This window comes from Clostridium phoceensis (genome assembly GCF_001244495.1).
GTDB lineage: Bacteria > Bacillota > Clostridia > Oscillospirales > Oscillospiraceae > Lawsonibacter > Lawsonibacter asaccharolyticus.
On sequence record NZ_LN866274.1, the window covers coordinates 3,256,265 to 3,279,315 of the forward strand.

The window sequence follows — 23,051 nt, forward strand, 5'->3', positions numbered from 1 at the left end:
TGGTTGCACACGAGGAAATTTTATGCTAGACTGGCACAAAGGAGGGGGCCGCGCCCCCGGACCCGGATCATTTGGAGTGAGGTTTTTCATGATGCTGAATTGGAACGAGCTGGAGGCCCAGTGCCTCTCCTGTCAGAAGTGCGCCCTGGCGGATAAGCGCACCAATGTGGTGTTCGGCGTAGGCCCCCGGGACGCCGAGGTCATGTTCATCGGTGAGGGCCCCGGCGAGAACGAGGACCTTCAGGGCGAGCCCTTTGTGGGCCGGGGGGGCAAGCTGCTGGACGACATGCTGGAGCTCATCGACCTGGACCGGCATAAGAACGTCTACATTGCCAACATCGTCAAGTGCCGTCCGCCTCAGAACCGGGACCCCCTGAATACGGAGCAGGATGCCTGCATCGGCTATCTCCGCAATCAGGCGGCCCTGATCCGCCCCAAGATCATCGTATGTCTGGGCCGCATCGCCGCCATGCGCATCATCAAGGAGGATTTCAAAATCACCAAGGAGCACGGCCAGTGGTTCGAGAAGTCCGGCGTCCAGATGATGGCCCTGTTCCACCCCGCCGCCATCCTCCGTGACCCCCGGCGCAGGCCCGAGACCTTTGAGGACCTGAAAAAGCTCCAGGCCAAGATCCAGGAGCTGTGCACCCACACCTATTGAGAACGCCCCGCCCCGCCGGCGGGCGCGGACTCTGCGAGGTTTTTCCAAAAGCTGGAGCGGGCGCCGGAAACTGTCGAAAAAGCGGCTTTGCCGCTTTTTCGAGGAGAAAGATGCAGTCTGCCGCGCGCAGGGTTTGTCCGCCGCAGGCGGACAAACCCCACACCTGCAGCCTGAGAAGTGTTTTCCCCGACGCACATGCCGCCGGGGAAAACACTTCTCAACTTGATCCGCGCCTGCGGGCGCGAATTTTAGCAAATTGAAGCGGGCGCCGGAGATCCCGGCGCCCGCTGTTTTATGTCTCTCTTTCCTGCTCTGACTCCTGCTCCTTCAGGCAGTATTCGATCATGCTGACCACCACGTTGCTGAAGCTGGTGTCGTTCTCTGCCGCAATTTTCAACACCTTGTCATGAACTTCTTTGCTCAAATAAATAGAACGGTTTACGGATTCCTTTTTCCTCTTTGTTGGTTTTATCGTAAAGGCCATTGCACTTTCTCCTCACTATTCTATGAGGAAATTATATTTTGTTCTTTTGATGTTTAATATAATCAAAATTACAACTTGTTTTTTCTAATTGTTTTTGGTATGTTAGGAGTTGAGGTGAGTGTTATGACATTGGAAGAATTCCAAACATATCTGAAACGACCCGCCACAATGGAGGAGGCGGGGGAGATCGTGGACATTTTGGGCTCCACCATCCTGTCCGCCGTCAAGATGCTCCCGAATACCGAGGAGAACAAAGAGGTCAGTCTTTTCCTGTCCATGGGGTTCGGCGTGGCCTTCTACCGCCGCTTTAAATCCATCATGCCTCCAGAGGAATTTTTCCGCCACCTGCAGGAGATGATGGACAGCCGAAATGCTGAAAACGCCCAGGACCCTGCCTGAGCGTTTCAATACCCCCGAATCCGCCCTACACCAAAACCAGGAGAAATGCCCGCCATGCAGGGCCCGATGCCCCCATCGGACCCTGCACCTCAAGGATCACGCAAAGGGCGGAGATACCCCGCAGGGGCGGCCCCCAGAGCCGCCCCCCAAAGCCTTCCCCCCTCCGGGGGGAAGGTGGCACGGCGAAGCCGTGACGGATGAGGGGTGTCCTTCCGCCGGCATCGGCGGAAGGGGCCGGTCTGGGACTCGCCCCTACGCTACGCCGCAAATCCAGGAACTGCGGGCGGGGGCAGGCCCCCCCTGCAAAGGACTGAGGGAGAACTGTGCACCATACAGGGCCCCCTGCCCCATCGGGCCGCACACCCAGACGGGGCAGGGCACCGTTCCCCATGTAGTACAGAGACCCGGCCCCGCTCCCCATCATATCCATCCCCTCAAAACTGCCAGCAGGCGGAGGGCTCACGCCCTCCGCCTGCCTCTCTTTTTCCCATCACATGGGCATGTCGGTGCACCGCCGGTCACAGCACCACTGATGGATCAGCTTGACCACCTTCTGGTGCTCCGGGTGGTCCCGGTAGACCACCAGATTTTCCTCCTTGTCGATCTCCGTGTACATGCACAGGTCGCAGTTGCTCAGACCGATGGGGGGCTGAAACACCTCCAGCCTCTCCACGCAGGGCACCAGATCCCGCAGTGCGGTCATCCGGGCCACCAGGGTCTCCGCCGCCGCCCTGCGCTCCTCCTCACTCAGCTCGGGCTTGAAATTCCAGGACACGATATGACGTACCATTGGGGCCGCCTCCTCACAGTTGTTGTACCCCAATTTTACTCCCTGGCCCCCCTGCCGTCAATTCCGAATTCCCAGCTCCCCCGCCGCGTCCAGCACCTCAGGCAGCGCCGCCACCGCCGAAGTGATGCCCAGCTCTTGGGCCACCTCCAGCTTCTTGCGCAGGGTGTCCCTGTCGTCAAAGAGGACGAAGTGGGCCCCGCTCTCCCGGCTCATGTAGGTGAAGTAGCGGGCGCACAGCTCATGGGAGAAGAACACCGAGGGGTGCAGCTGCTCCAGCTTCTCCTCCAGCTCCCGCCGGCTCAGGGGCACCCCGCTCCCTGTGGGGGAGGGCAGAAAAAAGTCCTCCGCCACCCGCTGCACCGCCAGGGTCACCCGCTCCCGGCCGAAGCGCTCCGCCGCCTCCTCCAGACGCCGGGACAGCGAGCCTCCGGACAGGGCCGACGGGATCATCACCCGGGCCCGGGGAGAACTGTGTCCATAGGGCTCCGTCACATACAACGTCCAGCCCCGGCGGGCGAAGCCCTCCCCCAGCCGCCGCACCACCTGATCCAGCAGCGGCACACCGCCCTGCTCAAAGTCGCACACCGCGCCCCGGAAGCCCCTGGCGGCGCACTCCCGCACCACCTCATCACACAGGGGAGCGGCCTCCCCTCTGCCGTCAAAGCCCACGCAGTCCAGGGCCATCAGTCCGCCCTGAGGGACCGGCCCCGCCGCCGCCCGGAAGAGGTGGGGCCCCCGGCCGATCCGGTAACCCTGGTGGGCCGGCACGGCCCGCAGCCCCCTCAGTTCCCCGATCCGGGCCGGCGGGACGGTGACGATCAGCGGTTCCATGCTCATATCTAGCTCCCCCTTGTCCATTTTCTTTGGAAATGATATAATGATATAATCTCAACCTCAACGGAGCGGTCCGGCCCGGGCTTCCGCCCGGCCCCGCCGCCTCACACCCCCACTCTATGCCGTCCCGCTCCATCCTAGAACACCGACAGGAGGACGACCTTCATTGCGATTCTCACCCATTCCCCGGGGGGTCTACCCCGGTTTTTCCGCCCTGGACCCAGAGGCCCTGGCCGCCAGGGGCATCCGGCTGGTGCTGGCTGACCTGGACAACACTCTGGTCCCCTACCGGGTCGCCCAGCCCTCCCCCCAGCTGACCGCCTGGCGGGACGCCCTGGCCGCCCAGGGCATCGCCCTGTTCATCCTCTCCAACAGCCGCAAGCCGGGCCGGGCCCAGAACTTCGCCCAGGCCCTGGGTGTGCCCTTTCAGGGCCGCTCAGGCAAGCCCCGCCGCCGGGGGTATCTTCAGGCCATGGAGCGCATGGGCTGCACCCCCGCTCAGACGGTGATGGTGGGCGACCAGATCTTCACCGACACCCTGGGGGCCAACAACGCCGGAGTTACCCCTTTGCTGGTGGAACCCATCCAGCTGGCGGGCAACCCGGGGCGCTATCTCCGCTACGCGGCGGAGACCCCCTTCCGCCTGCTGGGCAAAAGGAGGCCCTTCCTATGAGCGCCAAATTCGGGCCCGCCGGCAACAGCGACGCTTTCTCCGCCGTCCACAAGTCCTCCCTGGCCGCCCCCCAGTGGATCGCGGAGCAGGGGCTGGACTGCTACGAATATCAATGCGGCAAGGGGGTCCATGTGGGGGAGGACACCGCCCGGAGGGTAGGGGAGAACGCCCGGAAGCACGGGATCTCCCTCTCTCTCCATGCCCCTTATTTCATCAATCTGGCCAACCCGGACCCGGACAGCCTGCAAAAGACCATCGGCTATATCACCTCCGCCTGCCTGGTGGCCAGTCAGATGGGGGCCTCCCGGGTTGTGATCCACTCCGGCGCCCTGATGAAGCGCACCCGTCGGGAGGCGCTGGACACTGCCCTCCGCTCCCTGAGGGAGGTGATCCGGACCTGCGACGGCCAAGGCTTCGGCCACATCGCCCTGTGTCCCGAGACCATGGGCAAGATCAACCAACTGGGGGATCTGGAGGAGGTGCTGGAGCTGTGCACCCTGGACGAGCGCTTGATCCCCTGCATCGACTTCGGCCACCTGTACGCCCGCTCCCTGGGGGCGGATGACGGAGCGGAGGCCTTCGGGCGGATGCTGGACCGGGTGGAGTCCGTTCTGGGGCAGTCCAGGGCCAGCGTCTTTCACAGCCATTTCTCCCACATCCAGTTCACCCCCGGCGGGGGAGAAAAGTGCCACCGCACCTTTGACGACGACGACGGATACGGCCCTGACTGGGCTCCGCTGGCCCGGGCGATCGCCCGCCGGGGCTGGTCCCCCACTTTCATCTGCGAGAGCGCCGGCACGCAGGCCAAAGATGCCCTTACCATGAAGCGCATCTACCAGGAGGTCCTGACTGCACAGGGATAAGGACGCTCCCGGGACCCCGATCTCAAACATCTTTATATTTTCAGGAGAGACCCATATGCACCATACGCAGGAACGGGAACAAAAGATCCGCCTCTGGCTGGACATGTGGCTGCGGCGGGAAGACCTGGGTATTCTGGAGCTCTTTGCTCCTGATGCCGTTTATCTTGAAAGCTGGGGCCCCGAGTACCACGGCGCCGCCGCCATCCGTCACTGGTTCCAGGAGTGGAACACCCGGGGCCGGGTGGAGGTCTGGGACAGCGGCCGCTTCTTCCACCGGGAGGACGCCACCATTGTGGAGTGGCGCTTCCGCTGTGTGATGAACGACGGCGCGGTCCAGACCTTTGACGGCCTCTCTCTGGTGGAGTGGACCCAGGAGGGCACCATCCGCCGTCTCCAGGAGTTCGGCTGCAACCTGGACACCTATGACCCCTACCGGAACGGAGATCCGCCCATGTTCCGGGAGGAAAGGGCCCTCTGGTTCTGAGGGACCCATGCCTGATCACACTGAGAAACGAGGTTCACCATGGAACTTGACCGCGATCTTTTTCTCCCGGTCTCCCGGGAGGACATGGCCCGCCGGGGCTGGGACTTTTACGACTTTCTCCTCATCACTGGGGATGCCTATGTGGATCACCCCTCCTTCGGCCCCGCCATCATCGGCCGGGTACTGGAGGCGGAGGGCTACCGGGTGGCCGTTCTCTCCCAGCCCAACTGGCGGCGGCCGGAGGCCTTCTCCGCCCTGGGACGCCCCCGGCTGGGGGTGCTGATCTCCGGCGGGAACCTGGACTCCATGGTGGCCCACTATACGGCGGCGAAAAAGCGCCGCCACGATGACGCCTACTCTCCCGGCCGGAAGGCGGGCCTGCGCCCCGACCGGGCCACTATCGTCTACTCCAACCGGGTGCGGGAGGTGTTCGGCGACATCCCCATCGTCATCGGTGGGCTGGAGGCCAGCCTGCGCCGCTTCGCCCACTACGACTACTGGGAAGACAAGGTGCGCCGCTCCATCCTCTTCGATGCCCAGGCGGACCTTCTCACCTACGGCATGGGGGAGACCGCCTCCCGGGAGATCGCCGCCCGGCTGGCCTCCGGCACACCGGTGGGGGAGATCACCGATGTTCGCGGCACATGCGCCGCCGTCCCCCACCCCGGTGCATGTGCCTACCCCTTCGTGGAGGTCCCCTCCTTTGAGGAGGTGTCCGCCTCCAAGGAGGCCTACGCCCGGGCCAACATGGTGGAATATGACGAGCACGACCCCTTCGTGGGAAAGGCCATCCTTCAGAAGCACGGGCGCCAGTTCCTGCTGGTCAATCCCCCCGCCTATCCCCTGACCACGGCGGAGCTGGATGCGGTGGCCGAGCTTCCCTATGTACGGGAGCCCCATCCCATGTACGACTCCATGGGGGGCGTCCCCGCCATTGAGGAGGTGCGCTTCTCCATCACCCACAACCGGGGGTGCTTTGGGGCGTGCAGCTTCTGCTCCCTGGCCTTTCACCAGGGGCGCACCATCTCCGCCCGCAGCCACCAGTCTGTTCTCCGGGAGGCAGAGGCCCTCACCCGCCACCCCGGCTTCAAGGGCTATATCCACGACGTGGGTGGCCCCTCTGCCACCTTCCGCCGTCCCTCCTGCCAGAAACAGCTCAAGCACGGTATGTGCAGGAACCGGGCCTGTCTGGCGCCGGAGCCCTGCCCCAACCTGGACGCCGACCACACTGACTATATGATGCTCCTGCGCAAGCTGCGGCAGCTCCCCAAGGTAAAAAAGGTCTTCATCCGTTCCGGCATCCGGTTCGATTTTCTGATGAAGGACCCCAGCGGCGAGTTCTTCACCGACCTGATCCAGCACCACATCTCCGGCCAGCTGAAGGTAGCGCCCGAGCACTGCTCCGCCCACACCCTGGACTATATGGGTAAGCCACACATCCAGGTCTATGAAAAGTTCCGGGAGAAGTACTTCAAGCTCAACCGCCGCTACGGCAAGGACCAGTACCTGGTCCCCTACCTCATCTCCTCCCACCCCGGCTGCACCCTGGAGGATGCGGTCCAGCTGGCGGAGTGGCTCAACCGGCAGGGACACATGCCGGAGCAGGTGCAGGACTTCTATCCCACCCCCGGCACCCTGTCCACCTGCATGTGGTACACCGGCCTGGACCCCCGCACCATGCAGCCGGTCTTCGTCCCCCGCACGCCCCACGACAAGGCCCTCCAGCGGGCACTGATGCAGTGGCGCAAGCCCCAAAACCGGAAGTTGGTGTTGGAGGCTCTCCACCGCACGGGCCGTGAGGATCTGATCGGTTATGGGAAGCGGTGCCTGATCCGTCCGGATGCCCCCGCCTCCGGGGCGGGGAGCCGGCAGGGACGCCGGGGGGATGCCCCCGCCAAGCAGGCCCGGGGCAGCTCCGGCCGGAAGGAGGACCGGCAAGGCAGGCAGGCCCCATGGAAGGGCCGCCCGGCCCCGGCAGCCGGTGGCCGCGCCTCCCATACCGGCCGCCGGGCAAAGCCGGCGCACCAGCGGGGCAAGCGGCCTCCAAAGTAAAAGACCGCGCGGAGAGTGATCTCCGCGCGGTCTTTTCTCAGCGTTTTATGGGTCACATGTCCCGGTCAGCCGCGTTTTTCACTGCCTGGCCGGCATCCCGCAGACCGTTCCCGGCGTCGCGCACCACGTCGCCCACGCCGTTCACCAAGTCCCGGGTCCCGTCAGCCACGCCTTTTCCCACTCGCTCCATGTCCCGGGCCGCATTGCCCCGGCCCGGTGCCACTCTGCCGTCGGGGAAGGCGGTATAGCGGCCGTCATAGGTGTAGTCATGGCCGCTGGCGGTCCCGTTCATCCCGTAGCGGGTAGACCGGGGATAGGCAGTCCCGGCGGCGCTGCCGGTAGTACTGCCGGTAGCGCCGCTGCCGGCGCTCCCCTTATTCTGGTCCGCCGGCGTGCTGCTGCACGCGGTCAGGGTCCCCACCAGGGCCAGAGCCGCCCCCAGGGCGATCAGCTCTTTTTTCATTCCAAATCCTCCCGTTTTCCGTTCCAGCCCGGCCGGTCCGGCCGGGGCTGTCAGGTCCCGCCTGGCACACGTTCCAGACGGGACCTGATCCCACACTTTTCTCATACGGAAGTTCCATCCGAGCTTTATTGTGCCCACAGCGTTGCCCTTTACTGCCGGTAAATCGGGGCAGACATGGCTGTGTTTTACAATTTTTTTGCGCAGATGAGCAGCATCATGGGGCGGCGCAGCTCGTCTGCCATGCCGGGCAGATCTATCATCTCCTCCGGCGGCTGAGGCTCTGCCAGATCCGTGATCTGAAACCCGCTCTCCAGCAGTCCCCGGACCAGTGTTGTCAGGGTATGGTGCTGTTTCTTTACCCGCTCCCCCAAAAAGACGGCGTCCCGCTCCCCCTCCTCAAAATACCGGTCCACCGGCCAGCAGAGAATCTCCCCCGCCGGGCCGTACATCCACTCCTGCTCCCCATAGGCCGTAAAGACGGGGTGCTCGATAGAAAAGACGAAGTCCCCGCCCCGGACCAAGGTGCGGGCCGCCTTCTGGCACACATCGGAGAAGTCTTTCACATAGTGCAGGGCCAGCGAGCTGAGGACCACGTCGAAAGCCCCCTCCGGGTATTCGTACTCCTCCAGCTCCATCTGCCGGTACTCCACCGCCGTCTCTCGGGTCTGCTCCCGGGCACGGCGGAGCATGTTCTCTGAGCGGTCCAGCCCCAGCACGCGGACCGCCCCGTGCCGCGCTGCGTAGACGCAGTGCCATCCGAAGCCGCACCCCAGGTCCAACACCCGCTTTCCTGAGAAATCGGGGAGCATGCGCTCCAGTGTCCTCCACTCCCCAGCTCCCTCCAGTCCCAGGCGGGAACGGGACATCTGACTGTATTTTTCAAAAAAGCGCCGGTCATCGTAGATGTTCATGCTCTATTCTCCCCCTTGTTCAGACAAAATATCAGGGCTCACAGCGCTCTGTGGAGGATCTCCAGCACCTGTTCCAGTTGATCCGCCGGGATCTGGCCGGGGGCTGAGCCTTGGCCCACCATGCCGAAGGTGGCGGCGGAGCCGAACACCTCGCCGCACAGGCGGCTGATGACGCCGTCCGACGCCATGGACATGGTCAGCAGCGGCCGCTGGGCGTACAGCCGATACATCTCCTCAGTGGCGGAGAGCAGGGTCAGCACGTCCGCCTTGTTCTGGGGCATCACAGCCACCTTCAGGATGTCGGCCCCCATATCCTGCATCTTCCGCAGCCGGTAGATGAGCTCGGCGTGCTCCGGTGTCCGGTGGAATTCATGGCTGGACCCCACCACCGCCGCGCCGGCATCATGGATGGCGGCGATGTTCTTGCGCACCACCTCGTCACCGGAAAAAATCTCCACATCCACCGCGTCCACATAGCTCGACTGGGCGACGGCCCGGTTCAAAGCGGTGTAGTCCTCCATACCGATCTCCTTTTCGCCGCCCTCCCGCTTGGTGCGGAAGGTGAAGAGGATGGGGATCTCCCCCAGTGCCTCGTTCAGCTGTCTGGCGGTATCCACCACCCGCTGGACGTCGCCCACGCCCTGGAAGTAGTCCACCCGCCATTCCACCACATCGGGCTTGGCCTGGACCAGCTGGGCGGCTTTGTCTAGGATCTCCTGCTCCGTCTTCCCTACGATGGGGACGATGATCTTCGGTCTGCCCGCGCCGATCTCCACCCCGCGCAACAGTACGGTCTTTGTCTTCATCGGTTCTCACCCGCTCCTTCTTCTGAATCGGCCAACCCCACCGGGGGCCGCTCTTTTGGATCAACAGGTGCATTATAGCAGAGCGCCAGGCGGCCGTCCACCCCCCGCACGGGAGAGGGGACAGATTTTTCTTGACATTTCCACCTTTTACATGTAAAATTAGTTACACAAGTATTACTTCAAGGAAATTTGGGGGATCAAGATGTCTGACAATGAGAAGTATATGAGCTCCGTCAAGGTGGGACCGAAAGGCCAAATCGTCATTCCTAAGGAGATCCGGGACATGTTCCAGATCAGCCCCGGGGACACCCTGCTGATCCTGGCCGACGCACAACGGGGCATCGCCCTGGAGCGCTACCAGGTCTTTGAGCAGATCGCCGAGTCCATCTTCCAGGGGCGGGGCCGGGATATCTATCCTGACCACAGCGAGTCGGAGTCCAGGGCTTTTGCCCAGGCCATCCGGCAGCTGAGCACACCGGAAGAGCCTGAGGAACGGTAAGCTCTGCCAGGGAAAGGAGGGGACTTCATGTACCGAATCGCCTTTTTCTCCATCTATGCTCACGGGCACACCAATCCCACTCTTCCGGTGGTACGGGAGCTGACCTGCCGTGGGCACCAGGTCCGCTATTACTCCTTCGCCCCCTTTCGGGAGAAGATCCAGGCCGCCGGCGCCCAATTCGTCCCCTGCGACTCCTATCTGCCTCCGGCGCCTCCGGATCTGGAGCGAAGGGTGGGCCGCGACTTCGCCGCCCTGGTGGAGATGATCACCCAAACCCTCCTGGCCATGGATGGCCCCGTGGGCCGGGATCTGGCCCAATTCCAGCCCCACTGCGTGGTATCCGACTCCTTGTGCTTCTGGGGAAAGCTGTGGGCCGCCAAGCTGGCCTGCCCCTATGTCTGCTCCACCACCACCTTCGCCTTCAACCGCCATACCGCCAAGCTGATGAAGCAGACGCCGGGGCAGTTCCTGCGGCTGCTTGCGGGTCGGGGCCGCATCCGCCGCTGCATGGCCCAGCTGTGCCAGGCGGGCTATCCGGTGAAGGGACTGCTCTCCCTCATTGAGAACGACGGATACACCGACACCATCGTCTACACTTCCCGGGAATTCCAGCCCCTGGCCGACACCTTTTCCAGCCGGTATGCCTTTATCGGGCCCTCGGTGCCCGAGCTGACTCACGCCCCACGCTCCGGCGGGGACAGGCAGATCTACATCTCCCTGGGGACTGTCAACAACCGCAGCCGCTCCTTTTATCGCGCCTGCCTGGAGGCCCTGCGGAGCTGGGAGGGGGTACGGGCCGTTCTCTCTCTAGGCGGTGGGTGCAGGCCGGAAGAGCTGGGAGATGTTCCGCCCAATGTCCAGGTCCTTCCCCAGGTAGACCAGCTGGCCGTCCTGTCTCAGTCCGACGCCTTTCTCTCCCACTGCGGCATGAACAGCGTCAGCGAGAGCCTCTACCTGGGGGTCCCCCTGGTCCTCTTCCCCCAGCAGGAGGAGCAGGGCATGGTGGCCCGCCGGGTCCAGGAGTTGGGGGCGGGCGTCCCGCTGCCCGCTCCCACCCCCGCCGCCATCCATCAGGCCCTCTCCCTCGTTCTGGCTGATCCTGCCTTTCAGCACAGCGCCCAGCACATCTCTGAAGGGTTCCGCGCCGCCGGCGGCTACCGGCGGGGAGCGGATAAGATTCTGGAAGCGGCCATGGGCAGTGCTCCCCTGCCCTGAACACCTGTCCAGCGGGGCGGAGAGAAAAACAGCGGCGTGACGAAATCGTCACGCCGCTGTTTTGTGCTTTCGGGCAGGGAGTTACTCCTCGTCTCCCTCCACCGTGTCATCCGACAGGTCCAGAGAGAACTTGGTCTGGCAGTTGGGGCACTCTACCTCCCCCTCCGCCAGCGCCTTGTCGTCGATGACGATGGGTTCCTCGCAATTGGGGCACTCAACCTCAAAGTAGTCGTCCTCATCCTCGTCCTCGCCGTAGACCACGGACTCCACATCCGCCAGGTCGTCGGAAATGGTGTCGATCTCCTCCCCGAGGGCCAGAGCGTTCTCCTCCAGGTCCTCGATGGACAGCCCCACTTCCTCCAGGATGCCGATCATCACGGAGATGAGCTTGCCCTCCTTGGACTTCTCCACATCCAGGTTCAGGCCCTCAGCCAGCCCCTTCAGATAAGCAACTTTCTCGGAAATAGTCATAGCAGTTTCCCTTTCTGAGGCTAAGCCTCCTTCAATTCTGTGTCGTACCCTCTGCCCCAGTGTCTCTCCCGACCTGATTTTGTTCTTTTCAGCCTCTGCAGAATCTTATCGATACCCATCCCCGCTCTCTGCGGGGCCGGACATCTGTCTCTGCCATCAGCCCTTGCAGCGCTCCAGGTACTCTCCGGTGCGGGTGTCGATCTTGATCTTGTCACCAGGGTTGATGAACAGGGGCACCTTGATCTCGGCGCCGGTCTCCAGGGTGGCGGGCTTGGTCACGTTGGTGGCGGTGTCGCCCTTGAAGCCGGGATCGGTCTCGGTGACCTCCAGCTCCACGAAGTTGGGGGGCTCCACACCGAAGACGCTGCCCTTGTAGGACATGACCTTGCAGCTCATGTTCTCCTTCACGAACTTGAAGGCGTCGCCCAGCATATCCTTGCTGATGGGCAGCATGTCGTAGGTCTCCATGTCCATGAAATAGTACAGATCGCCGTCGTTGTAGCTGTACTCCATGTCCTTGCGCTCCACGAAAGCCTGCTCAAACTTGGCGGTGGGGTTGAAGGAGGTCTCGGTCACACCGCCGGTGATGATGTTCTTCATCTTGGTGCGGACAAAGGCGGCGCCCTTGCCGGGCTTGACGTGCTGGAACTCGACGACCTGCATGACCTTGCCGTCCATCTCAAAGGTCACGCCGTTGCGGAAATCACTGGCGGAAATCATTGCCATAGGAATCATCCTCCAAATGTTTTTATGAACTGATATATTCTACCCTTTTTTTCTGGATTTGACAAGAGGTTTTCTGTAAAATCACAGGACGATCAGCTCTTTTGGCGACTTTGTCAGGTCACGGCACCCCGTTTCCGACAGGACGATCACGTCCTCGATGCGCACGCCAAAACGCCCGGGCAGATAGATGCCCGGCTCGGCGGAGACCACTGCCCCCACGGGCATGATCCGTTCCTCCCCCGGCGCGGCATTGGGGGACTCGTGGATCTCCAGTCCCAGGGAGTGGCCGAAGCTGTGGGAAAATGCCTCCCCATACCCCGCCGCCTGGATCACCGTCCGGCCTGCGGCATCGATCTCCCGCCCGGCCAGCCCGGCCCGGGCGGCGGCGATGCCAGCCTGCTGGGCCTCCAGCACCACCTGATATACCCGCTCCATCTCCGGTGCGGGCTTTCCCACCGCCACGGTGCGGGTCATGTCGGAGCAGTAGCCCCTCCACACACAGCCGAAATCCATGGTGACGAACATCCCAGGCTGGATCACCGTGTCTCCGGGGACGGCATGGGGTTTGGAGCCATTGGCGCCGGCGGCCACGATAGGGTCGAAGGAGACCCGCTCCCCGCCCCGGCGCAGCAGCTCATACACCAGCCGGGCGGCCACCTCCCGCTCCGTCTGCCCCGGGCGGATAAAATTCAAAATCGCCTGAAATGCCTCGTCGGTGATGCGCTGGGCCGCCTCCATAGCGGCCAGCTCCTCTCCGTCCTTGGACGCCCGCAGGCCGTCCGGCAGGTCCTGAGCCGGGACCAGGGTGCAGGACAGGACCCTCTCATACCGGGCCAGGGCGTCCACACTCACGGCCCCGCTCTCAAAGCCCACCCGCTTCAGGCCGTGCTCCTGGAGATAGCCGGCGGCCAGGGCCAGATGGCCCCGCTCCCGGGTCACCAGCTCCACCTGAGCCCCCTGCACCTCCTGCCGGGCCGCCTCGATGTAGCGGCTGTCGGTGGAATAGTGGGCCCCCTCCCGGGTCACCAGCACCAGGCCCTCCCCGTGGAAGCCCACGGCGTACCGCTCCCCGGCCTGACTGGCGAGCAGCATGGCGTCCAGCTGATGGTCCGCCAGTTTTCCTGCGATCTGGGCAATATGGTCCATCCCATGTCCCTCCTTTTGAACGGCCGCAGCTCAGCGGTCATAGCCGATGTACTTCTCCAGGATATCCAGCGGCACCCGGCTCCCCTGCTCCTCGCCGATCTTATAGAAGCCGTACCGCTGATAAAAGTGCTGGGCGGGGGTGTTGTAGCTGGCACAGCGCAGGCGCAGATACTGCCGCCCCAGGGGGCGGTAGAAGGACACCGCCTGCCCGATGAGCTGCACCCCCAGCCCCTGGGCCCGCAGCTGGGGCACAATGTAGCAGAATGGGATATAGCCGGCCCCGTCCTTGGCATACCGCTCTGGGTCCAGCTGGATCAGCCCCGCCATCCGGTCCCCCGCCATAGCGCAGGTCACCCCCCATGGGGTGCGGCCGCAGTGAAGGCGGGCATCCTGAAGAAAGCTCTCCCCATCAAAGGGGGTGTCCTCTCCGTGGACGGTGATCCATGCCTCCCGCCGGGCCTCGTAATAGGTCTGGCTCTCCCGCTCCAAGTCCAGGGGCCGGAACCACAGGTTCACGTCCTCCGCCCGCTTCCCGTCCCTCCGCCACCAGGACTGGCGGGCCCGGGTGGGGATAGCGGGGTCCAGGTGGGAGTTGTCCCCCTCGGAGGCCAGCTGGGACGCCGCTCCGTCCCCCTTCAGGCAGGGGACGGCGGGNCTCTCCACGGGGGGCCGTCCAAGTGGGGTCGCTGCGGTTGAAGCGGTCCAGCTCCCCGGGCTGGGTGCGGCGCACCTGGCCCCAGGTCTGGTCCTCCCAGTCCCCCATGTTCAGCTCCCGCAGCTCCGGGTCGGTACGCAGTTCCAGGCCCCTGGGCTCATAGACAGCCCGGGCCGTGGTGCAGGTGCGGTACAGGTCGCTGGACCACACCGCGTCGAAGTGCTCCCCCTGGAAGCGCTGCTCCAGGGCCTGGATCTGCCTGAGACCGTTCTCGGTCACCAGGGCGTCGTACCAGCCGTGGATGCGGCGGTACAGGTTTCCCTCCGCCTCAGCGTGGCGGATCAGATAGATGGTCGTCATATTCGGTATTCCTTCTTTTGAGTTTCGCGGCACGTCCCGCCGGGGCTCCGCCTGCCGCGTATCCTTACCAGGGCTTCACTCCGCCGATGAGCTCCGCCGCCCGCTCCAGGCCCTGGCCGGCCGCCAGGGCGGCCAGCTCGTCCCGCACCCGGATGGGGGCGTAGGGGTCAGCGAAGAGGGCGGTGCCCACCGCCACAGCGGAGGCCCCGGCCAGCATCATCTGGGCCGCGTCCGCCCCCTTTGACACCCCGCCCATCCCCAGAATGGGCAGGTCCACCGCCTGGGCCACCTCCCAGACCATCCGCACCGCCACAGGCAGGACGGCGGGGCCGGACAGGCCGCCGGTGTTCATCTTCAGCACAGGGCGCCGGGTGTTCACGTCGATGCGCATCCCCCGCAGGGTGTTGATGAGCGAGAGGGCGTCCGCCCCCGCCCCGGCCACCGCCCGGGCGATCTCCGTGATGTCCGTCACATTGGGTGAGAGCTTCACCATCACTGGGACCGAGCCGGCGTGAGCCTTGGCCACCTGGGTGACTTCGGCGGCCAGTTCCGGCCTGGTGCCGTAGGCCAGTCCCCCCGCCTTCACATTGGGGCAGGAGATGTTCACCTCAATCAGGTCCACCCCGGCCTGGGCCAGCTTTTCACACATGATGCCGTATTCCTCGGGGGTGTTCCCAGAGATGTTGGCGATCACCTTCACGTCATACTGCCGCAGGAAGGGGAGCTCCGTCTCCACAAAGGCGTCCACCCCCGGGTTCTGGAGGCCCACCGAGTTGAGAATGCCCATGGGAGTCTCTGCGATTCGGGGGCCCGGGTTGCCCTCCCGGCGGTGGAGGGTCAGGCCCTTGGCGCAGATGGCGCCCAGTTCGCCCAGGTCATAGAACGCCCCGTACTCCCGGCCGAAGCCGAAGGTCCCAGAGGCCACGCACACCGGGTTTTTCAGAGTCACCCCAGCCAGCTCCACCCTCATATCCACATCAGGCATCCCAATCCACCTCCCTGGCTTCAAAGACGGGTCCGTCCTTGCACACATGTTTCCGGCTGCCGTCCGCCATGTCGCAGGCACAGACCAGGCAGGCGCCTACGCCGCAGCCCATCCGCTCCTCCATGGACACCAGGCAGCGCACGCCGAAGTCCTCCGCCGCCCGGGCCACGTTTCTCAGCATGGGCCGGGGGCCGCAGGCCAGTACCGCGTCATAGCCCCGGTCTCCCTCCAGCTCCCGCCGCACCAGCGCATCCACATAGCCGTGGAAGCCGTAGGAGCCGTCATCTGTGGCCACCTGCACCTGGGAGCACACGGAGCGGAACTGCTCCTCCAGCATCACCCTGTCCCCGGAGCGGAACCCCAGGATGGCGGTGCACCGCCCGGGGGCATACTGGGCGCAGCCCAGCATGGGGGGCACGCCGATGCCGCCCCCCACCAGCAGATAGCGGCCCTCCCGCTCCATGGGGAAGCCGTTGCCCAGCAGGCCCATCACGTCCAGGCTCTGTCCCTCACGGCGGCCGGCCAGCCAGGCGGTCCCCTCTCCCCGGACCTCAAAGACTACGGTCAGCCGGTCGGGGGCGTCCCCTTCCCCCGCCTGACAGGAGCAGACGGAGATGGGCCGGCGGAGCAGCCGGGAATGTCCGCACTTGATGTGGACGAACTGCCCCGGGGCCCGGAAGGCGGTCCGGACCATGTCCCCCGCCTCCAGAGTGAGGCTGATGGCGGCGTCATTGAGCATCGTCCTGCTGATGATGCCGCATTTCTGTTCTACTTTCATAATGGCGTCACACCCTCTGTGGAAAGTTTAGTGTCTCGCGGGCACACCTGGGGCGGCCCTTATTGGACCCATTCCGGGTCAAAAAATTTCAGCCGGCCGCAGACCTCGCAGCGGAACACCGCCATTTTCATGCTGCCTGACAGCAGATGGTCCAGGTCACCGCCCAAAAAGGTGTGCTCCCCCAGCTGAAAGGTGGATACCCCCAGCTTGGTCATGTCCTGGCCGCAGCAGCGGGCGGTCTTTTTCACCTGGGCCTGGCGCTGCTCCTCCTGCTGCCGGCGCTCCCGCGCCTGCTCCAGCTCCCGCTGCCACTGGACCCGGGCCTGGGGGAGGCGCTCCCGCACCTCCTCCCTCTCTCTCAGGTGAGGGGACCGGGCCATATACTCCCTGAGGGCGATCTTCTCCTCCCCCGCCGCATCCCGGTATCGCCGCATGCACTTCTCGCACAGGGTCTGACTGGTGCCGCACAGGGTGATGTAGCACAGGGACCAACTTCCCGCCATCTCTCCGCAGAGCACACAGGCCCGCTTTGCCATAGTCCTTCCTCCTTCCCCCAGCCCCGCCCTTTTGCGGGAGCTGTTACACGATGGTGACGAAGCGCCTGATGTCGTCCCGCATGGCGATGGCCGCATCCCGGGCCGCCTGGGCAAAATCCCGGCCGTCCCCGCCGGTCTTCTGCCACGCACACATGATGCCCCGGGAGGAGTTGACGATGGCCCCGTGGCCGTACTTGTCAAAGGCATACTGTACGTCCTCCGCAGTCCCCCCCTGGGCGCCGTAGCCGGGCACCAGGAAGAAGGTGTGCTCCAGGCGCTTGCGCAGGGCCCGGATGTCGGAGGGGTAGGTGGCCCCGGTGACGGCCCCAGCCATGGTATAGCCGTACTTGCCCTCGGTCCCCTTAGCGATCCGCTGATTCAGGTCGCCCATCACCTGATAGACCAGCCGGTCCCCAGCCACCATATCCTGGAGCTCTCCGGAGCCGGGATTGGAGGTCTTGACCAGCACGAAGACACACTTGTCCTCCCCCTGAGCTGCCTTCAGGAAGGGGTTGATAGAGTCAGAGCCCATATAACCGTTGAGGGTGACGCAGTCGGCGTCAAAGGTCTTGAAGGTCTCCTCCCCGATCTTCACCCCGGACAGCCAGCCTTCCGCGTAGGCAGAGGCGGTGGAACCGATGTCTCCCCGTTTGATGTCGGCGATGACGAACAGCCCCTTGCTTTTGGCATAGCGGATGGTGCGCTCCAGCATCTCCATCCCCCGCCAGCCCAGATTTTCATAGTAGGCGGACTGTGGCTTCACTGCGGGGACGATGTCGCACAGGGCGTCGATCAGCCCCACGTTGAACTGATAGATGGCCTCACAGGCTCCCTCCAGCCCGGTGCCGTGCTCCGCGAAGGCGGCCTGGCGGATGTGCTCGGGCACATAGTCGATCCGGGCGTCCAGCCCGGCCACTGTAGGGTTCTTCATGGCCCGGATCTTGTCCTGGAGAACGTCAAAAGACATCAAATATCATTCCTTTTCGTTATTTTCATTTTTATTTCTACTATTTGTTTTCACATTTTGGGGGCCTGCCCCCTCTTCCGGCCGGTCTCACCAGCTTCCCGGATACTGACAGCGGATATTATATGCGGCCAGGCCCCCCGCCACAGTCACCAACAGGGACAGCAGAAAGGCCGGCATGAGCTCCAGCAGGGAGGCTGGCATGATGAGCCCCCCTGTGATGATCTGAATGGGCCCGATCCGCCGCTGATACTCTTTCCTCCACGGGGCCTCCCTCACCGACCGTTTCAGCCGCCAGGGCCATCCCAGCAGGTCTGTGATCCCCCAGAAGACCCAGGTCTCTCCCCAAAAGAAGGCCGCGATCAGTCCTGGGAGAGGGATATATCCCAGCCGGATCAGCTGGGCCGATGCCCCTATGATCAGGAGATTCCCCATCACAAAAAACAGCGTCGGCACCCAGCTGGGCACGCTCCTCCGCGTCTTCATGCCGATCCCACCCTTCCGCTCCCCCTCCGCCGCAGGCCGGCTCTCAGGGGGCCTCGTAGATGACCGTTCCGCCCACGATGGTGTACTTCACCCGCCCCTTTACCTTCCATCCGGCGAAGGGGGTGTTGCGCCCCTTGGATGCAAACTGCTCCGGGTCTACCGTCCACTCTTCGTTCGGGTCGAAGATGACGATGTCCGCGTCATTTCCCAGAGCCAGCCGTCCCTTCGACAGCCCCAGGATAGAGGAGGGGTTCACCGTCATCCGGCGGACAATCTCCGTCAGCTCCATCTTTCCGGTGTGATACAGGGCGGTCAGGGTGACTGCCAGGGAGGTCTCCAGCCCGACCATGCCGCTGGGCGCCCGGGTGAGGGGCCTGGCCTTCTCCTCGGCGGAGTGGGGGGCGTGGTCGGTGGCGATGGCGTCGATGGTGCCGTCCCGCAGGCCGGCGATGATTCCCTTCACATCCTGCTGTGTCCGCAGGGGGGGATTGATCCTGGCCAGGGACCCCTGCGTCAGGATCTCGTCCTCTGTGAGGGTAAAATACTGGGGGCAGGTCTCGCAGGTAACGGGCACCCCGTGCTCCTTCATCCGGCGCACGATGTCCACCGCCTTGGCCGTCGAGATATGGCAGATGTGGACCCGGGCGCCGGTCTCCTCCGCCAGCATGGCCGCACGCATCACCTCCAGCTCCTCAGCGATGGCGGGCCGTCCCTCCAGCCAGAGCTGGCGGGATACGCTGCCCTCGTTCACCGCCCGGCCCTCCACCATGGAGGTGTCCTCACAGTGGCAGAGGACAGGCAGCTCCTGCCGCTTGGCCCTTATCATGGCGTCCCGCATCAGGTTGGCGTTGTCCACGTTGCAGCCGTCATCAGAGAGGGCCACCGCCCCCGCCTTTTTCAGCGCCTCTGCGTCGGTGGGCTCCTCCCCTCTCAGCCCCACGGACACCGCCGCGATGGGGTAGACGTGGACGCCGCTCCCCTCCTTGGCCCGCTCCCGCACATAGTGCAGCTGCTCCGGGCAGTCCAGCACCGGGTCCGTGTTGGCCATACAGGCCAGGGAGGTGACCCCTCCCCGGGCCGCCGCAGCCGTGCCGGTGCGGATGTCCTCTTTATAGGTGTACCCCGGGTCCCGCAGGTGTACGTGCATGTCCACCAGGCCCGGGCTCACCACCAGCCCCGAGGCGTCGATGATCCGGTCCGCCTCCGTCTCCAGACCCCGCTCCAGCAGGGCCACCCGGCCGTTTTCCGCCAGCAGGTCGGTCAGCGTCACGGTCTTGCTCACCGGGTCCAGGACCCTTCCGTTCTGAATCAGTAATTTCATGTCAAACTCCTCCGGGGACCGCGGGGGGAATGCCCGGGCACCACTGTCAGCTTTTCTCTGTGTTGTATGCCCCTGCGGTCCGGCCCAGGTCCTCCTTCTCAGCTCCACTGCCTCAGACCGGAGCCTGCCGCATCTCGATACCGGCTTTATTATAGCGAAACCAGCAGGATTTAGCAACGGATTTTTCCCGCTTTTGGGGAAGAATAGCGTATGACCGAAACGCCCGTCCACGGTGCGTTTTGGAAAAAAGGAGGAATGGATATGAGCAACGGACAATTTTGGTGGGGCATGACCACTGGACTGGTGGCCGGCGCCGTCGTGGGCATGAGCGTGGCACCCTCCCGCCGGGAGATGAAAAAGACCGCCCACAAGGTGGCCAAGCATGTCAATGAGGCCGTGGAGGATCTGACCGAGGCCCTGGGCATGTGACCCTCCCATCAAGACAGCTCCCACCGCGGGCAGACCGTGGCGGGAGCTGTCTTGATGCCGTTGTTTTTGTTTCCGCCCAGGCTCACAGCCGCACCGGCACCGGCCGGCCGGGCAGCAGCTCCTCCGGCGTCACCCGGCACTCCATGGCCAGCACCTCCACGCCGGCCTCTGCCGCGTGGCGCAGGGCCGCCCCAAAGGCGGGGTGGGTCCGGTCGTTAGGCTCGAACCATGAGACGTTCTCCATCTGAATAACAAAGCACACCGCCGTTCGGTATCCCGCCCGGCGGGCCTCCTCCAGCTCCTGAAGGTGCTTTACCCCCCGCAGCGTGGGGGCATCGGGGAAGCGGACCACCCCGTCCTCCTCCAATGTGACCCCTTTCACCTCCACAAATCCCCGCTCTGCTGAAGACTCCCAGTAGAAATCGAATCTAGAATTCCTATATGTAGTCTCCGGACGCAGCAGAGACAGCTCCGGAAGGAATCCTCCGCCCCGGGCCCACTCCTCGAACACCCGGTTGGGGGCCTGAGCGTCCATATTGATGAGTCTTGTCCCCNTCCGGTCGTTAGGCTCGAACCATGAGACGTTCTCCATCTGAATAACAAAGCACACCGCCGTTCGGTATCCCGCCCGGCGGGCCTCCTCCAGCTCCTGAAGGTGCTTTACCCCCCGCAGCGTGGGGGCATCGGGGAAGCGGACCACCCCGTCCTCCTCCAATGTGACCCCTTTCACCTCCACAAATCCCCGCTCTGCTGAAGACTCCCAGTAGAAATCGAATCTAGAATTCCTATATGTAGTCTCCGGACGCAGCAGAGACAGCTCCGGAAGGAATCCTCCGCCCCGGGCCCACTCCTCGAACACCCGGTTGGGGGCCTGAGCGTCCATATTGATGAGTCTTGTCCCCTTCTCCACTGCGATCAGGTCATATTGGGTCTTTCGGGCCGGGTTCCCGCTCTCCTCCAGATAGACCTTCGCGCCAGGGACCAGCAGTTCACGGCACCTGCCTGTATTTTTCACGTGGCACACAGCCGCCGTACCGCCCAGCTCCACATGAGCCACGAACCGGTTTGGCCGGTCCAGGAAGGTCCCGGGCCGTATCTTTTCATATTTCATCTTGCCGCTCCTGTCTTTATCATGGTATGATAGGGACGGACCGCCGGCATCCCGCCGCCCGTCACAACGAGGAAATGGAGTCTCCCGATGCAGAAGAAAGCTTACCTCTCTATTATTTCCGCCGCCGCCCTCTGGGGCTGCATCGGTGTATTTCTCCGTCTGCTCACCGCCGCGGGCCTGGACTCCATGGAGTCGGTGGCAGTACGCAGCACGGTGGCCGCCATCCTTTACTTTTTCTGGCTGCTCTTCACTGACCGGGCCGCCTTCCGGGTACGCCTACAAGATCTCTGGTACTTTGTGGGGACCGGCATCTTCAGCGTGCTCTTTTTCAACTGGTGCTACTTCAATGCCATCTCACTCAGTGCCCTGTCCGTGGCCGCCGTCCTGCTGTACACCTCTCCCGTCTTTGTGATGCTGCTCTCTGCGCTCTGCTTCCAGGAACCTATCACCCCCCGCAAGATCGGCGCCCTCCTGCTCACCTTCTGCGGCTGTGTGCTGGTGGCCGGCCTGTTTCCCGCCGGGGTGGGGAGCATCTCTGCCGCCGCGGTGCTTTTCGGCCTGGGTTCCGGCTTCGGCTATGCCCTGTACAGCATTTTCAGTAAACTGGCCCTGAAACGGTACTCCCCCTCCACCATCACCTTCTATACTTTTCTGTTCTCCGCTCTGGGCTCCCTGCCCCTGTCTCGTTTATGGGAGGACGCCTCCCTCCTTTTAGACCCCAGGGCCATCCTGGGCGGTCTTGGCATAGGCGTCTTGTGCTGCATCCTGCCCTATCTGCTCTATACGGAGGGCCTGCGCTGGGCAGAGCCCGGCAAGGCCGCTATTCTGGCCACTGTGGAGCCCTTTGTGGCCGCCCTCATCGGTATTTTCGCGTTTCATGAGGCAGTCACCCCCTATAAGCTGCTGGGTATGGCCGCCATCTTCGGGGCGATTCTGATCCTGAACCGCCGTCCCTGAACCGGCCCGTCACTTTGTCTGTCCACCTTACGCGAGCAAGGGCGGCTCCTATGGGAGCCGCCCTTCTTTTATGCTCTCTTCTCCGGCCCGCTTACAGCTTGACGAATTTGTCCCGATTGGCCCGGCAGATGGGACATTGATACCCCTCGGGCAGTGTCTCCTTCTCAGCCACATAACCGCAGATGGTACACTTCCAGCCCTCATTGCCCTCCAGGGTGCGGTACACGGTAGCGGCCGGAGGCGTGGAGCCCCCGCCGTTCTTGAAGTCATCCACCGTCAGGGCAGGGCCTTCGCCCAAGGTCTCCGCCTCGGTAGCCTCTCCGATATAAAGCATATAGGTCCCCAGATCCAGCTTTTCCACGATCTTGCAGCTGATCCGGGCCAGGGCGTGGTCCTTCACATAGGGGTTGCCCGCCTCATCGGTCTGGACATCAAAGCCCTCAAATTTGTCCACCACCCGGCCGGACTTGTAGCCAAACAGGTCCACCAGATCCTTGGGAGTATCTTTGGCCAAGACAGTGGCGGCAAAGCTGCCCGCGGCCTCGATGATCTTGAAGGTCTCATTGCTCTTATTGACCGTCAACGAGAATTTGTAGGGGCTGGAAGAGGTCACCTGATGCAGGGAGTTGACGATGCACCCATTGCGCTTCCCATCGGCGGCAGCCGCCACGATGAATAGTCCATAATTGATCCGGTTAAACGCCTTTCGATTCATAATATTCCCTCCGCACTCATCACTCATTTAATAGGAATCATTCCTGTTATTGCCTTCAGTATATCATATTTTGCCCCTTTGTCAAGGAAAAAACACAGTTAAAAATAAAAACGAGGAGCAGTTTTATCTGCTCCTCGTCTGTGTAGGCACTACCTATTTTCCCAGCCCGTCTCCAGGCAAGTATCTTCGGCAGAAGCGAGCTTAACTTCCGTGTTCGGAATGGGAACGGGTGGACCCTCGCTCTAATCAGCACCTACTTTACTTTCTCCGAAAAGAA

General features: G+C 63.4%; 29 protein-coding genes and 1 rRNA gene. 10 read left to right on the forward strand and 20 right to left on the reverse strand.

Annotated features, from left to right (window positions below):
- Positions 1-88: 88 nt before the first annotated feature.
- Positions 89-661 carry a uracil-DNA glycosylase gene (locus tag BN1969_RS16715; RefSeq protein ID WP_367981554.1) on the forward strand — a complete coding sequence of 191 codons (573 nt, stop codon included), beginning with the start codon at positions 89-91 and terminating at the stop codon, positions 659-661.
- Positions 662-953: 292 nt separating this feature from the next.
- Here the strand turns inward: BN1969_RS16715 and BN1969_RS16720 are convergent, their stop codons facing one another.
- On the reverse strand, positions 954-1,145 hold the full coding sequence (locus tag BN1969_RS16720; protein WP_050625315.1) for a hypothetical protein: 192 nt from the start codon (positions 1,143-1,145) through the stop codon (positions 954-956).
- A 123-nt stretch (positions 1,146-1,268) separates the two neighbouring features.
- On the opposite strand from BN1969_RS16720, the gene BN1969_RS16725 reads away from it, so the two are divergent.
- Positions 1,269-1,544 carry a hypothetical protein gene (locus BN1969_RS16725; RefSeq protein WP_133248255.1) on the forward strand — a complete coding sequence of 92 codons (276 nt, stop codon included), beginning with the start codon at positions 1,269-1,271 and terminating at the stop codon, positions 1,542-1,544.
- A gap of 490 nt (positions 1,545-2,034) precedes the next feature.
- Here BN1969_RS16725 and BN1969_RS16730 read toward each other — a convergent pair whose 3' ends face one another.
- Complete coding sequence (locus BN1969_RS16730) at positions 2,035-2,334, reverse strand: Dabb family protein (protein WP_050625317.1); 300 nt, start codon at positions 2,332-2,334, stop codon at positions 2,035-2,037.
- Positions 2,335-2,391: 57 nt separating this feature from the next.
- Entirely contained in the window at positions 2,392-3,171 is a 780-nt protein-coding gene (locus BN1969_RS16735; RefSeq protein WP_050625318.1) for a hypothetical protein, read from the reverse strand.
- Positions 3,172-3,334: 163 nt separating this feature from the next.
- Between BN1969_RS16735 and BN1969_RS16740 the strand changes: the two genes are divergently transcribed.
- From BN1969_RS16740 to BN1969_RS16755, 4 genes are read left to right on the forward strand one after another with little or no spacing between them, the layout of a single operon-like run.
- On the forward strand, positions 3,335-3,841 hold the full coding sequence (locus BN1969_RS16740; RefSeq protein WP_082203635.1) for a YqeG family HAD IIIA-type phosphatase: 507 nt from the start codon (positions 3,335-3,337) through the stop codon (positions 3,839-3,841).
- The gene (locus BN1969_RS16745; RefSeq protein ID WP_050625319.1) at positions 3,838-4,704 is read left to right on the forward strand and encodes a TIM barrel protein; all 867 of its coding nucleotides are present in this window, start codon (positions 3,838-3,840) and stop codon (positions 4,702-4,704) included. The genes BN1969_RS16740 and BN1969_RS16745 overlap by 4 nt, the downstream gene beginning before the upstream one ends.
- A 55-nt stretch (positions 4,705-4,759) precedes the next feature.
- Positions 4,760-5,188 (forward strand): nuclear transport factor 2 family protein, encoded by a 429-nt coding sequence (locus BN1969_RS16750; RefSeq protein WP_050625320.1) that lies wholly within the window; start codon positions 4,760-4,762, stop codon positions 5,186-5,188.
- A 39-nt stretch (positions 5,189-5,227) separates the two neighbouring features.
- The gene (locus BN1969_RS16755) at positions 5,228-7,240 is read left to right on the forward strand and encodes a YgiQ family radical SAM protein (protein ID WP_050625321.1); all 2,013 of its coding nucleotides are present in this window, start codon (positions 5,228-5,230) and stop codon (positions 7,238-7,240) included.
- A 52-nt stretch (positions 7,241-7,292) separates the two neighbouring features.
- Here the strand turns inward: BN1969_RS16755 and BN1969_RS16760 are convergent, their stop codons facing one another.
- From BN1969_RS16760 to aroD, 3 genes are all read right to left on the reverse strand, one after another.
- Positions 7,293-7,703 (reverse strand): hypothetical protein, encoded by a 411-nt coding sequence (locus BN1969_RS16760; RefSeq protein WP_050625322.1) that lies wholly within the window; start codon positions 7,701-7,703, stop codon positions 7,293-7,295.
- A 185-nt stretch (positions 7,704-7,888) separates the two neighbouring features.
- Positions 7,889-8,614 (reverse strand): class I SAM-dependent methyltransferase, encoded by a 726-nt coding sequence (locus BN1969_RS16765; RefSeq protein WP_050625323.1) that lies wholly within the window; start codon positions 8,612-8,614, stop codon positions 7,889-7,891.
- A 38-nt stretch (positions 8,615-8,652) separates the two neighbouring features.
- Positions 8,653-9,420: a type I 3-dehydroquinate dehydratase gene (gene aroD, locus BN1969_RS16770; protein ID WP_050625324.1), complete on the reverse strand. Its 768-nt coding sequence runs from the start codon at positions 9,418-9,420 to the stop codon at positions 8,653-8,655.
- Positions 9,421-9,622: 202 nt separating this feature from the next.
- Here aroD and BN1969_RS16775 point away from each other — a divergent pair, with 202 nt between their 5' ends.
- Together BN1969_RS16775 and BN1969_RS16780 are read left to right on the forward strand one after the other, a co-directional pair.
- Complete coding sequence (locus BN1969_RS16775; RefSeq protein ID WP_050625325.1) at positions 9,623-9,919, forward strand: AbrB/MazE/SpoVT family DNA-binding domain-containing protein; 297 nt, start codon at positions 9,623-9,625, stop codon at positions 9,917-9,919.
- Positions 9,920-9,946: 27 nt separating this feature from the next.
- A complete protein-coding gene (locus BN1969_RS16780) occupies positions 9,947-11,134 on the forward strand; it encodes a macrolide family glycosyltransferase (RefSeq protein WP_050625326.1) in 1,188 nt (395 codons plus the stop codon).
- A gap of 81 nt (positions 11,135-11,215) precedes the next feature.
- Here the strand turns inward: BN1969_RS16780 and BN1969_RS16785 are convergent, their stop codons facing one another.
- The 11 genes from BN1969_RS16785 to BN1969_RS16830 form a co-directional block, all read right to left on the reverse strand.
- Positions 11,216-11,605, reverse strand: coding sequence for a CD1247 N-terminal domain-containing protein (locus BN1969_RS16785; protein ID WP_050625327.1), 390 nt, complete (start codon positions 11,603-11,605; stop codon positions 11,216-11,218).
- A gap of 156 nt (positions 11,606-11,761) precedes the next feature.
- Positions 11,762-12,325: an elongation factor P gene (gene efp / locus BN1969_RS16790; RefSeq protein WP_050625528.1), complete on the reverse strand. Its 564-nt coding sequence runs from the start codon at positions 12,323-12,325 to the stop codon at positions 11,762-11,764.
- 87 nt (positions 12,326-12,412) lie between these two features.
- On the reverse strand, positions 12,413-13,477 hold the full coding sequence (locus BN1969_RS16795) for an aminopeptidase P family protein (protein WP_050625328.1): 1,065 nt from the start codon (positions 13,475-13,477) through the stop codon (positions 12,413-12,415).
- 30 nt (positions 13,478-13,507) lie between these two features.
- A complete protein-coding gene (locus BN1969_RS18755; protein ID WP_242850376.1) occupies positions 13,508-13,993 on the reverse strand; it encodes a GNAT family N-acetyltransferase in 486 nt (161 codons plus the stop codon).
- On the reverse strand, positions 13,887-14,492 hold the full coding sequence (locus tag BN1969_RS18760) for a histidine phosphatase family protein (protein WP_242850377.1): 606 nt from the start codon (positions 14,490-14,492) through the stop codon (positions 13,887-13,889). The genes BN1969_RS18755 and BN1969_RS18760 overlap by 107 nt, the downstream gene beginning before the upstream one ends.
- 64 nt (positions 14,493-14,556) lie before the next feature.
- The gene (locus BN1969_RS16805) at positions 14,557-15,477 is read right to left on the reverse strand and encodes a dihydroorotate dehydrogenase (RefSeq protein WP_050625330.1); all 921 of its coding nucleotides are present in this window, start codon (positions 15,475-15,477) and stop codon (positions 14,557-14,559) included.
- On the reverse strand, positions 15,470-16,255 hold the full coding sequence (locus BN1969_RS16810) for a dihydroorotate dehydrogenase electron transfer subunit (protein WP_050625331.1): 786 nt from the start codon (positions 16,253-16,255) through the stop codon (positions 15,470-15,472). Before BN1969_RS16810 ends, BN1969_RS16805 begins: the two co-directional genes overlap by 8 nt.
- 59 nt (positions 16,256-16,314) lie before the next feature.
- Positions 16,315-16,791 carry a hypothetical protein gene (locus tag BN1969_RS16815; RefSeq protein WP_050625332.1) on the reverse strand — a complete coding sequence of 159 codons (477 nt, stop codon included), beginning with the start codon at positions 16,789-16,791 and terminating at the stop codon, positions 16,315-16,317.
- 43 nt (positions 16,792-16,834) lie between these two features.
- Positions 16,835-17,758: an orotidine-5'-phosphate decarboxylase gene (gene pyrF, locus BN1969_RS16820; RefSeq protein ID WP_050625333.1), complete on the reverse strand. Its 924-nt coding sequence runs from the start codon at positions 17,756-17,758 to the stop codon at positions 16,835-16,837.
- Positions 17,759-17,845: 87 nt separating this feature from the next.
- The gene (locus tag BN1969_RS16825) at positions 17,846-18,241 is read right to left on the reverse strand and encodes a hypothetical protein (RefSeq protein ID WP_050625334.1); all 396 of its coding nucleotides are present in this window, start codon (positions 18,239-18,241) and stop codon (positions 17,846-17,848) included.
- A 43-nt stretch (positions 18,242-18,284) separates the two neighbouring features.
- Complete coding sequence (locus BN1969_RS16830; RefSeq protein ID WP_050625335.1) at positions 18,285-19,562, reverse strand: dihydroorotase; 1,278 nt, start codon at positions 19,560-19,562, stop codon at positions 18,285-18,287.
- A gap of 261 nt (positions 19,563-19,823) precedes the next feature.
- Between BN1969_RS16830 and BN1969_RS18360 the strand changes: the two genes are divergently transcribed.
- The gene (locus BN1969_RS18360; RefSeq protein ID WP_147577141.1) at positions 19,824-19,991 is read left to right on the forward strand and encodes a YtxH domain-containing protein; all 168 of its coding nucleotides are present in this window, start codon (positions 19,824-19,826) and stop codon (positions 19,989-19,991) included.
- A gap of 82 nt (positions 19,992-20,073) precedes the next feature.
- Here BN1969_RS18360 and sfsA read toward each other — a convergent pair whose 3' ends face one another.
- Positions 20,074-21,102: a DNA/RNA nuclease SfsA gene (gene sfsA / locus BN1969_RS19205; RefSeq protein WP_082203636.1), complete on the reverse strand. Its 1,029-nt coding sequence runs from the start codon at positions 21,100-21,102 to the stop codon at positions 20,074-20,076.
- Between the two features lie 87 nt (positions 21,103-21,189).
- Between sfsA and BN1969_RS16845 the strand changes: the two genes are divergently transcribed.
- Positions 21,190-22,059, forward strand: coding sequence for a DMT family transporter (locus BN1969_RS16845; RefSeq protein ID WP_050625336.1), 870 nt, complete (start codon positions 21,190-21,192; stop codon positions 22,057-22,059).
- A gap of 91 nt (positions 22,060-22,150) precedes the next feature.
- Here BN1969_RS16845 and BN1969_RS16850 read toward each other — a convergent pair whose 3' ends face one another.
- Both BN1969_RS16850 and rrf read right to left on the reverse strand, forming a co-directional pair.
- Positions 22,151-22,774, reverse strand: a complete 624-nt coding sequence (locus BN1969_RS16850) for a flavin reductase (RefSeq protein WP_050625337.1) — start codon at positions 22,772-22,774, stop codon at positions 22,151-22,153.
- Positions 22,775-22,915: 141 nt separating this feature from the next.
- A 5S ribosomal RNA gene (gene rrf / locus BN1969_RS16855) occupies positions 22,916-23,031 on the reverse strand.
- Positions 23,032-23,051 lie beyond the last annotated feature (20 nt).

What these genes read in the sequence shown, in the direction of transcription:
- BN1969_RS16730 (WP_050625317.1), bottom strand. Translation starts at nt 2,334, where the DNA reads ATGGTACGTCATATCGTGTCCTGGAATTTCAAGCCCGAGCTGAGTGAG.
- BN1969_RS16735 (WP_050625318.1), bottom strand. Translation starts at nt 3,171, where the DNA reads ATGAGCATGGAACCGCTGATCGTCACCGTCCCGCCGGCCCGGATCGGG.
- BN1969_RS16825 (WP_050625334.1), bottom strand. Translation starts at nt 18,241, where the DNA reads ATGAAGACGCGGAGGAGCGTGCCCAGCTGGGTGCCGACGCTGTTTTTT.
- BN1969_RS16845 (WP_050625336.1), top strand. Translation starts at nt 21,190, where the DNA reads ATGCAGAAGAAAGCTTACCTCTCTATTATTTCCGCCGCCGCCCTCTGG.
- BN1969_RS16720 (WP_050625315.1), bottom strand. Translation starts at nt 1,145, where the DNA reads ATGGCCTTTACGATAAAACCAACAAAGAGGAAAAAGGAATCCGTAAAC.
- BN1969_RS16850 (WP_050625337.1), bottom strand. Translation starts at nt 22,774, where the DNA reads ATGAATCGAAAGGCGTTTAACCGGATCAATTATGGACTATTCATCGTG.
- BN1969_RS16815 (WP_050625332.1), bottom strand. Translation starts at nt 16,791, where the DNA reads ATGGCAAAGCGGGCCTGTGTGCTCTGCGGAGAGATGGCGGGAAGTTGG.
- BN1969_RS16810 (WP_050625331.1), bottom strand. Translation starts at nt 16,255, where the DNA reads ATGAAAGTAGAACAGAAATGCGGCATCATCAGCAGGACGATGCTCAAT.
- aroD (WP_050625324.1), bottom strand. Translation starts at nt 9,420, where the DNA reads ATGAAGACAAAGACCGTACTGTTGCGCGGGGTGGAGATCGGCGCGGGC.
- BN1969_RS16765 (WP_050625323.1), bottom strand. Translation starts at nt 8,614, where the DNA reads ATGAACATCTACGATGACCGGCGCTTTTTTGAAAAATACAGTCAGATG.
- BN1969_RS16725 (WP_133248255.1), top strand. Translation starts at nt 1,269, where the DNA reads ATGACATTGGAAGAATTCCAAACATATCTGAAACGACCCGCCACAATG.
- pyrF (WP_050625333.1), bottom strand. Translation starts at nt 17,758, where the DNA reads ATGTCTTTTGACGTTCTCCAGGACAAGATCCGGGCCATGAAGAACCCT.
- BN1969_RS16795 (WP_050625328.1), bottom strand. Translation starts at nt 13,477, where the DNA reads ATGGACCATATTGCCCAGATCGCAGGAAAACTGGCGGACCATCAGCTG.
- BN1969_RS16785 (WP_050625327.1), bottom strand. Translation starts at nt 11,605, where the DNA reads ATGACTATTTCCGAGAAAGTTGCTTATCTGAAGGGGCTGGCTGAGGGC.
- efp (WP_050625528.1), bottom strand. Translation starts at nt 12,325, where the DNA reads ATGATTTCCGCCAGTGATTTCCGCAACGGCGTGACCTTTGAGATGGAC.
- BN1969_RS16750 (WP_050625320.1), top strand. Translation starts at nt 4,760, where the DNA reads ATGCACCATACGCAGGAACGGGAACAAAAGATCCGCCTCTGGCTGGAC.
- BN1969_RS16745 (WP_050625319.1), top strand. Translation starts at nt 3,838, where the DNA reads ATGAGCGCCAAATTCGGGCCCGCCGGCAACAGCGACGCTTTCTCCGCC.
- BN1969_RS18360 (WP_147577141.1), top strand. Translation starts at nt 19,824, where the DNA reads ATGAGCAACGGACAATTTTGGTGGGGCATGACCACTGGACTGGTGGCC.
- BN1969_RS16830 (WP_050625335.1), bottom strand. Translation starts at nt 19,562, where the DNA reads ATGAAATTACTGATTCAGAACGGAAGGGTCCTGGACCCGGTGAGCAAG.
- BN1969_RS16775 (WP_050625325.1), top strand. Translation starts at nt 9,623, where the DNA reads ATGTCTGACAATGAGAAGTATATGAGCTCCGTCAAGGTGGGACCGAAA.
- BN1969_RS16715 (WP_367981554.1), top strand. Translation starts at nt 89, where the DNA reads ATGATGCTGAATTGGAACGAGCTGGAGGCCCAGTGCCTCTCCTGTCAG.
- BN1969_RS16760 (WP_050625322.1), bottom strand. Translation starts at nt 7,703, where the DNA reads ATGAAAAAAGAGCTGATCGCCCTGGGGGCGGCTCTGGCCCTGGTGGGG.
- BN1969_RS16780 (WP_050625326.1), top strand. Translation starts at nt 9,947, where the DNA reads ATGTACCGAATCGCCTTTTTCTCCATCTATGCTCACGGGCACACCAAT.
- BN1969_RS16755 (WP_050625321.1), top strand. Translation starts at nt 5,228, where the DNA reads ATGGAACTTGACCGCGATCTTTTTCTCCCGGTCTCCCGGGAGGACATG.
- BN1969_RS16805 (WP_050625330.1), bottom strand. Translation starts at nt 15,477, where the DNA reads ATGCCTGATGTGGATATGAGGGTGGAGCTGGCTGGGGTGACTCTGAAA.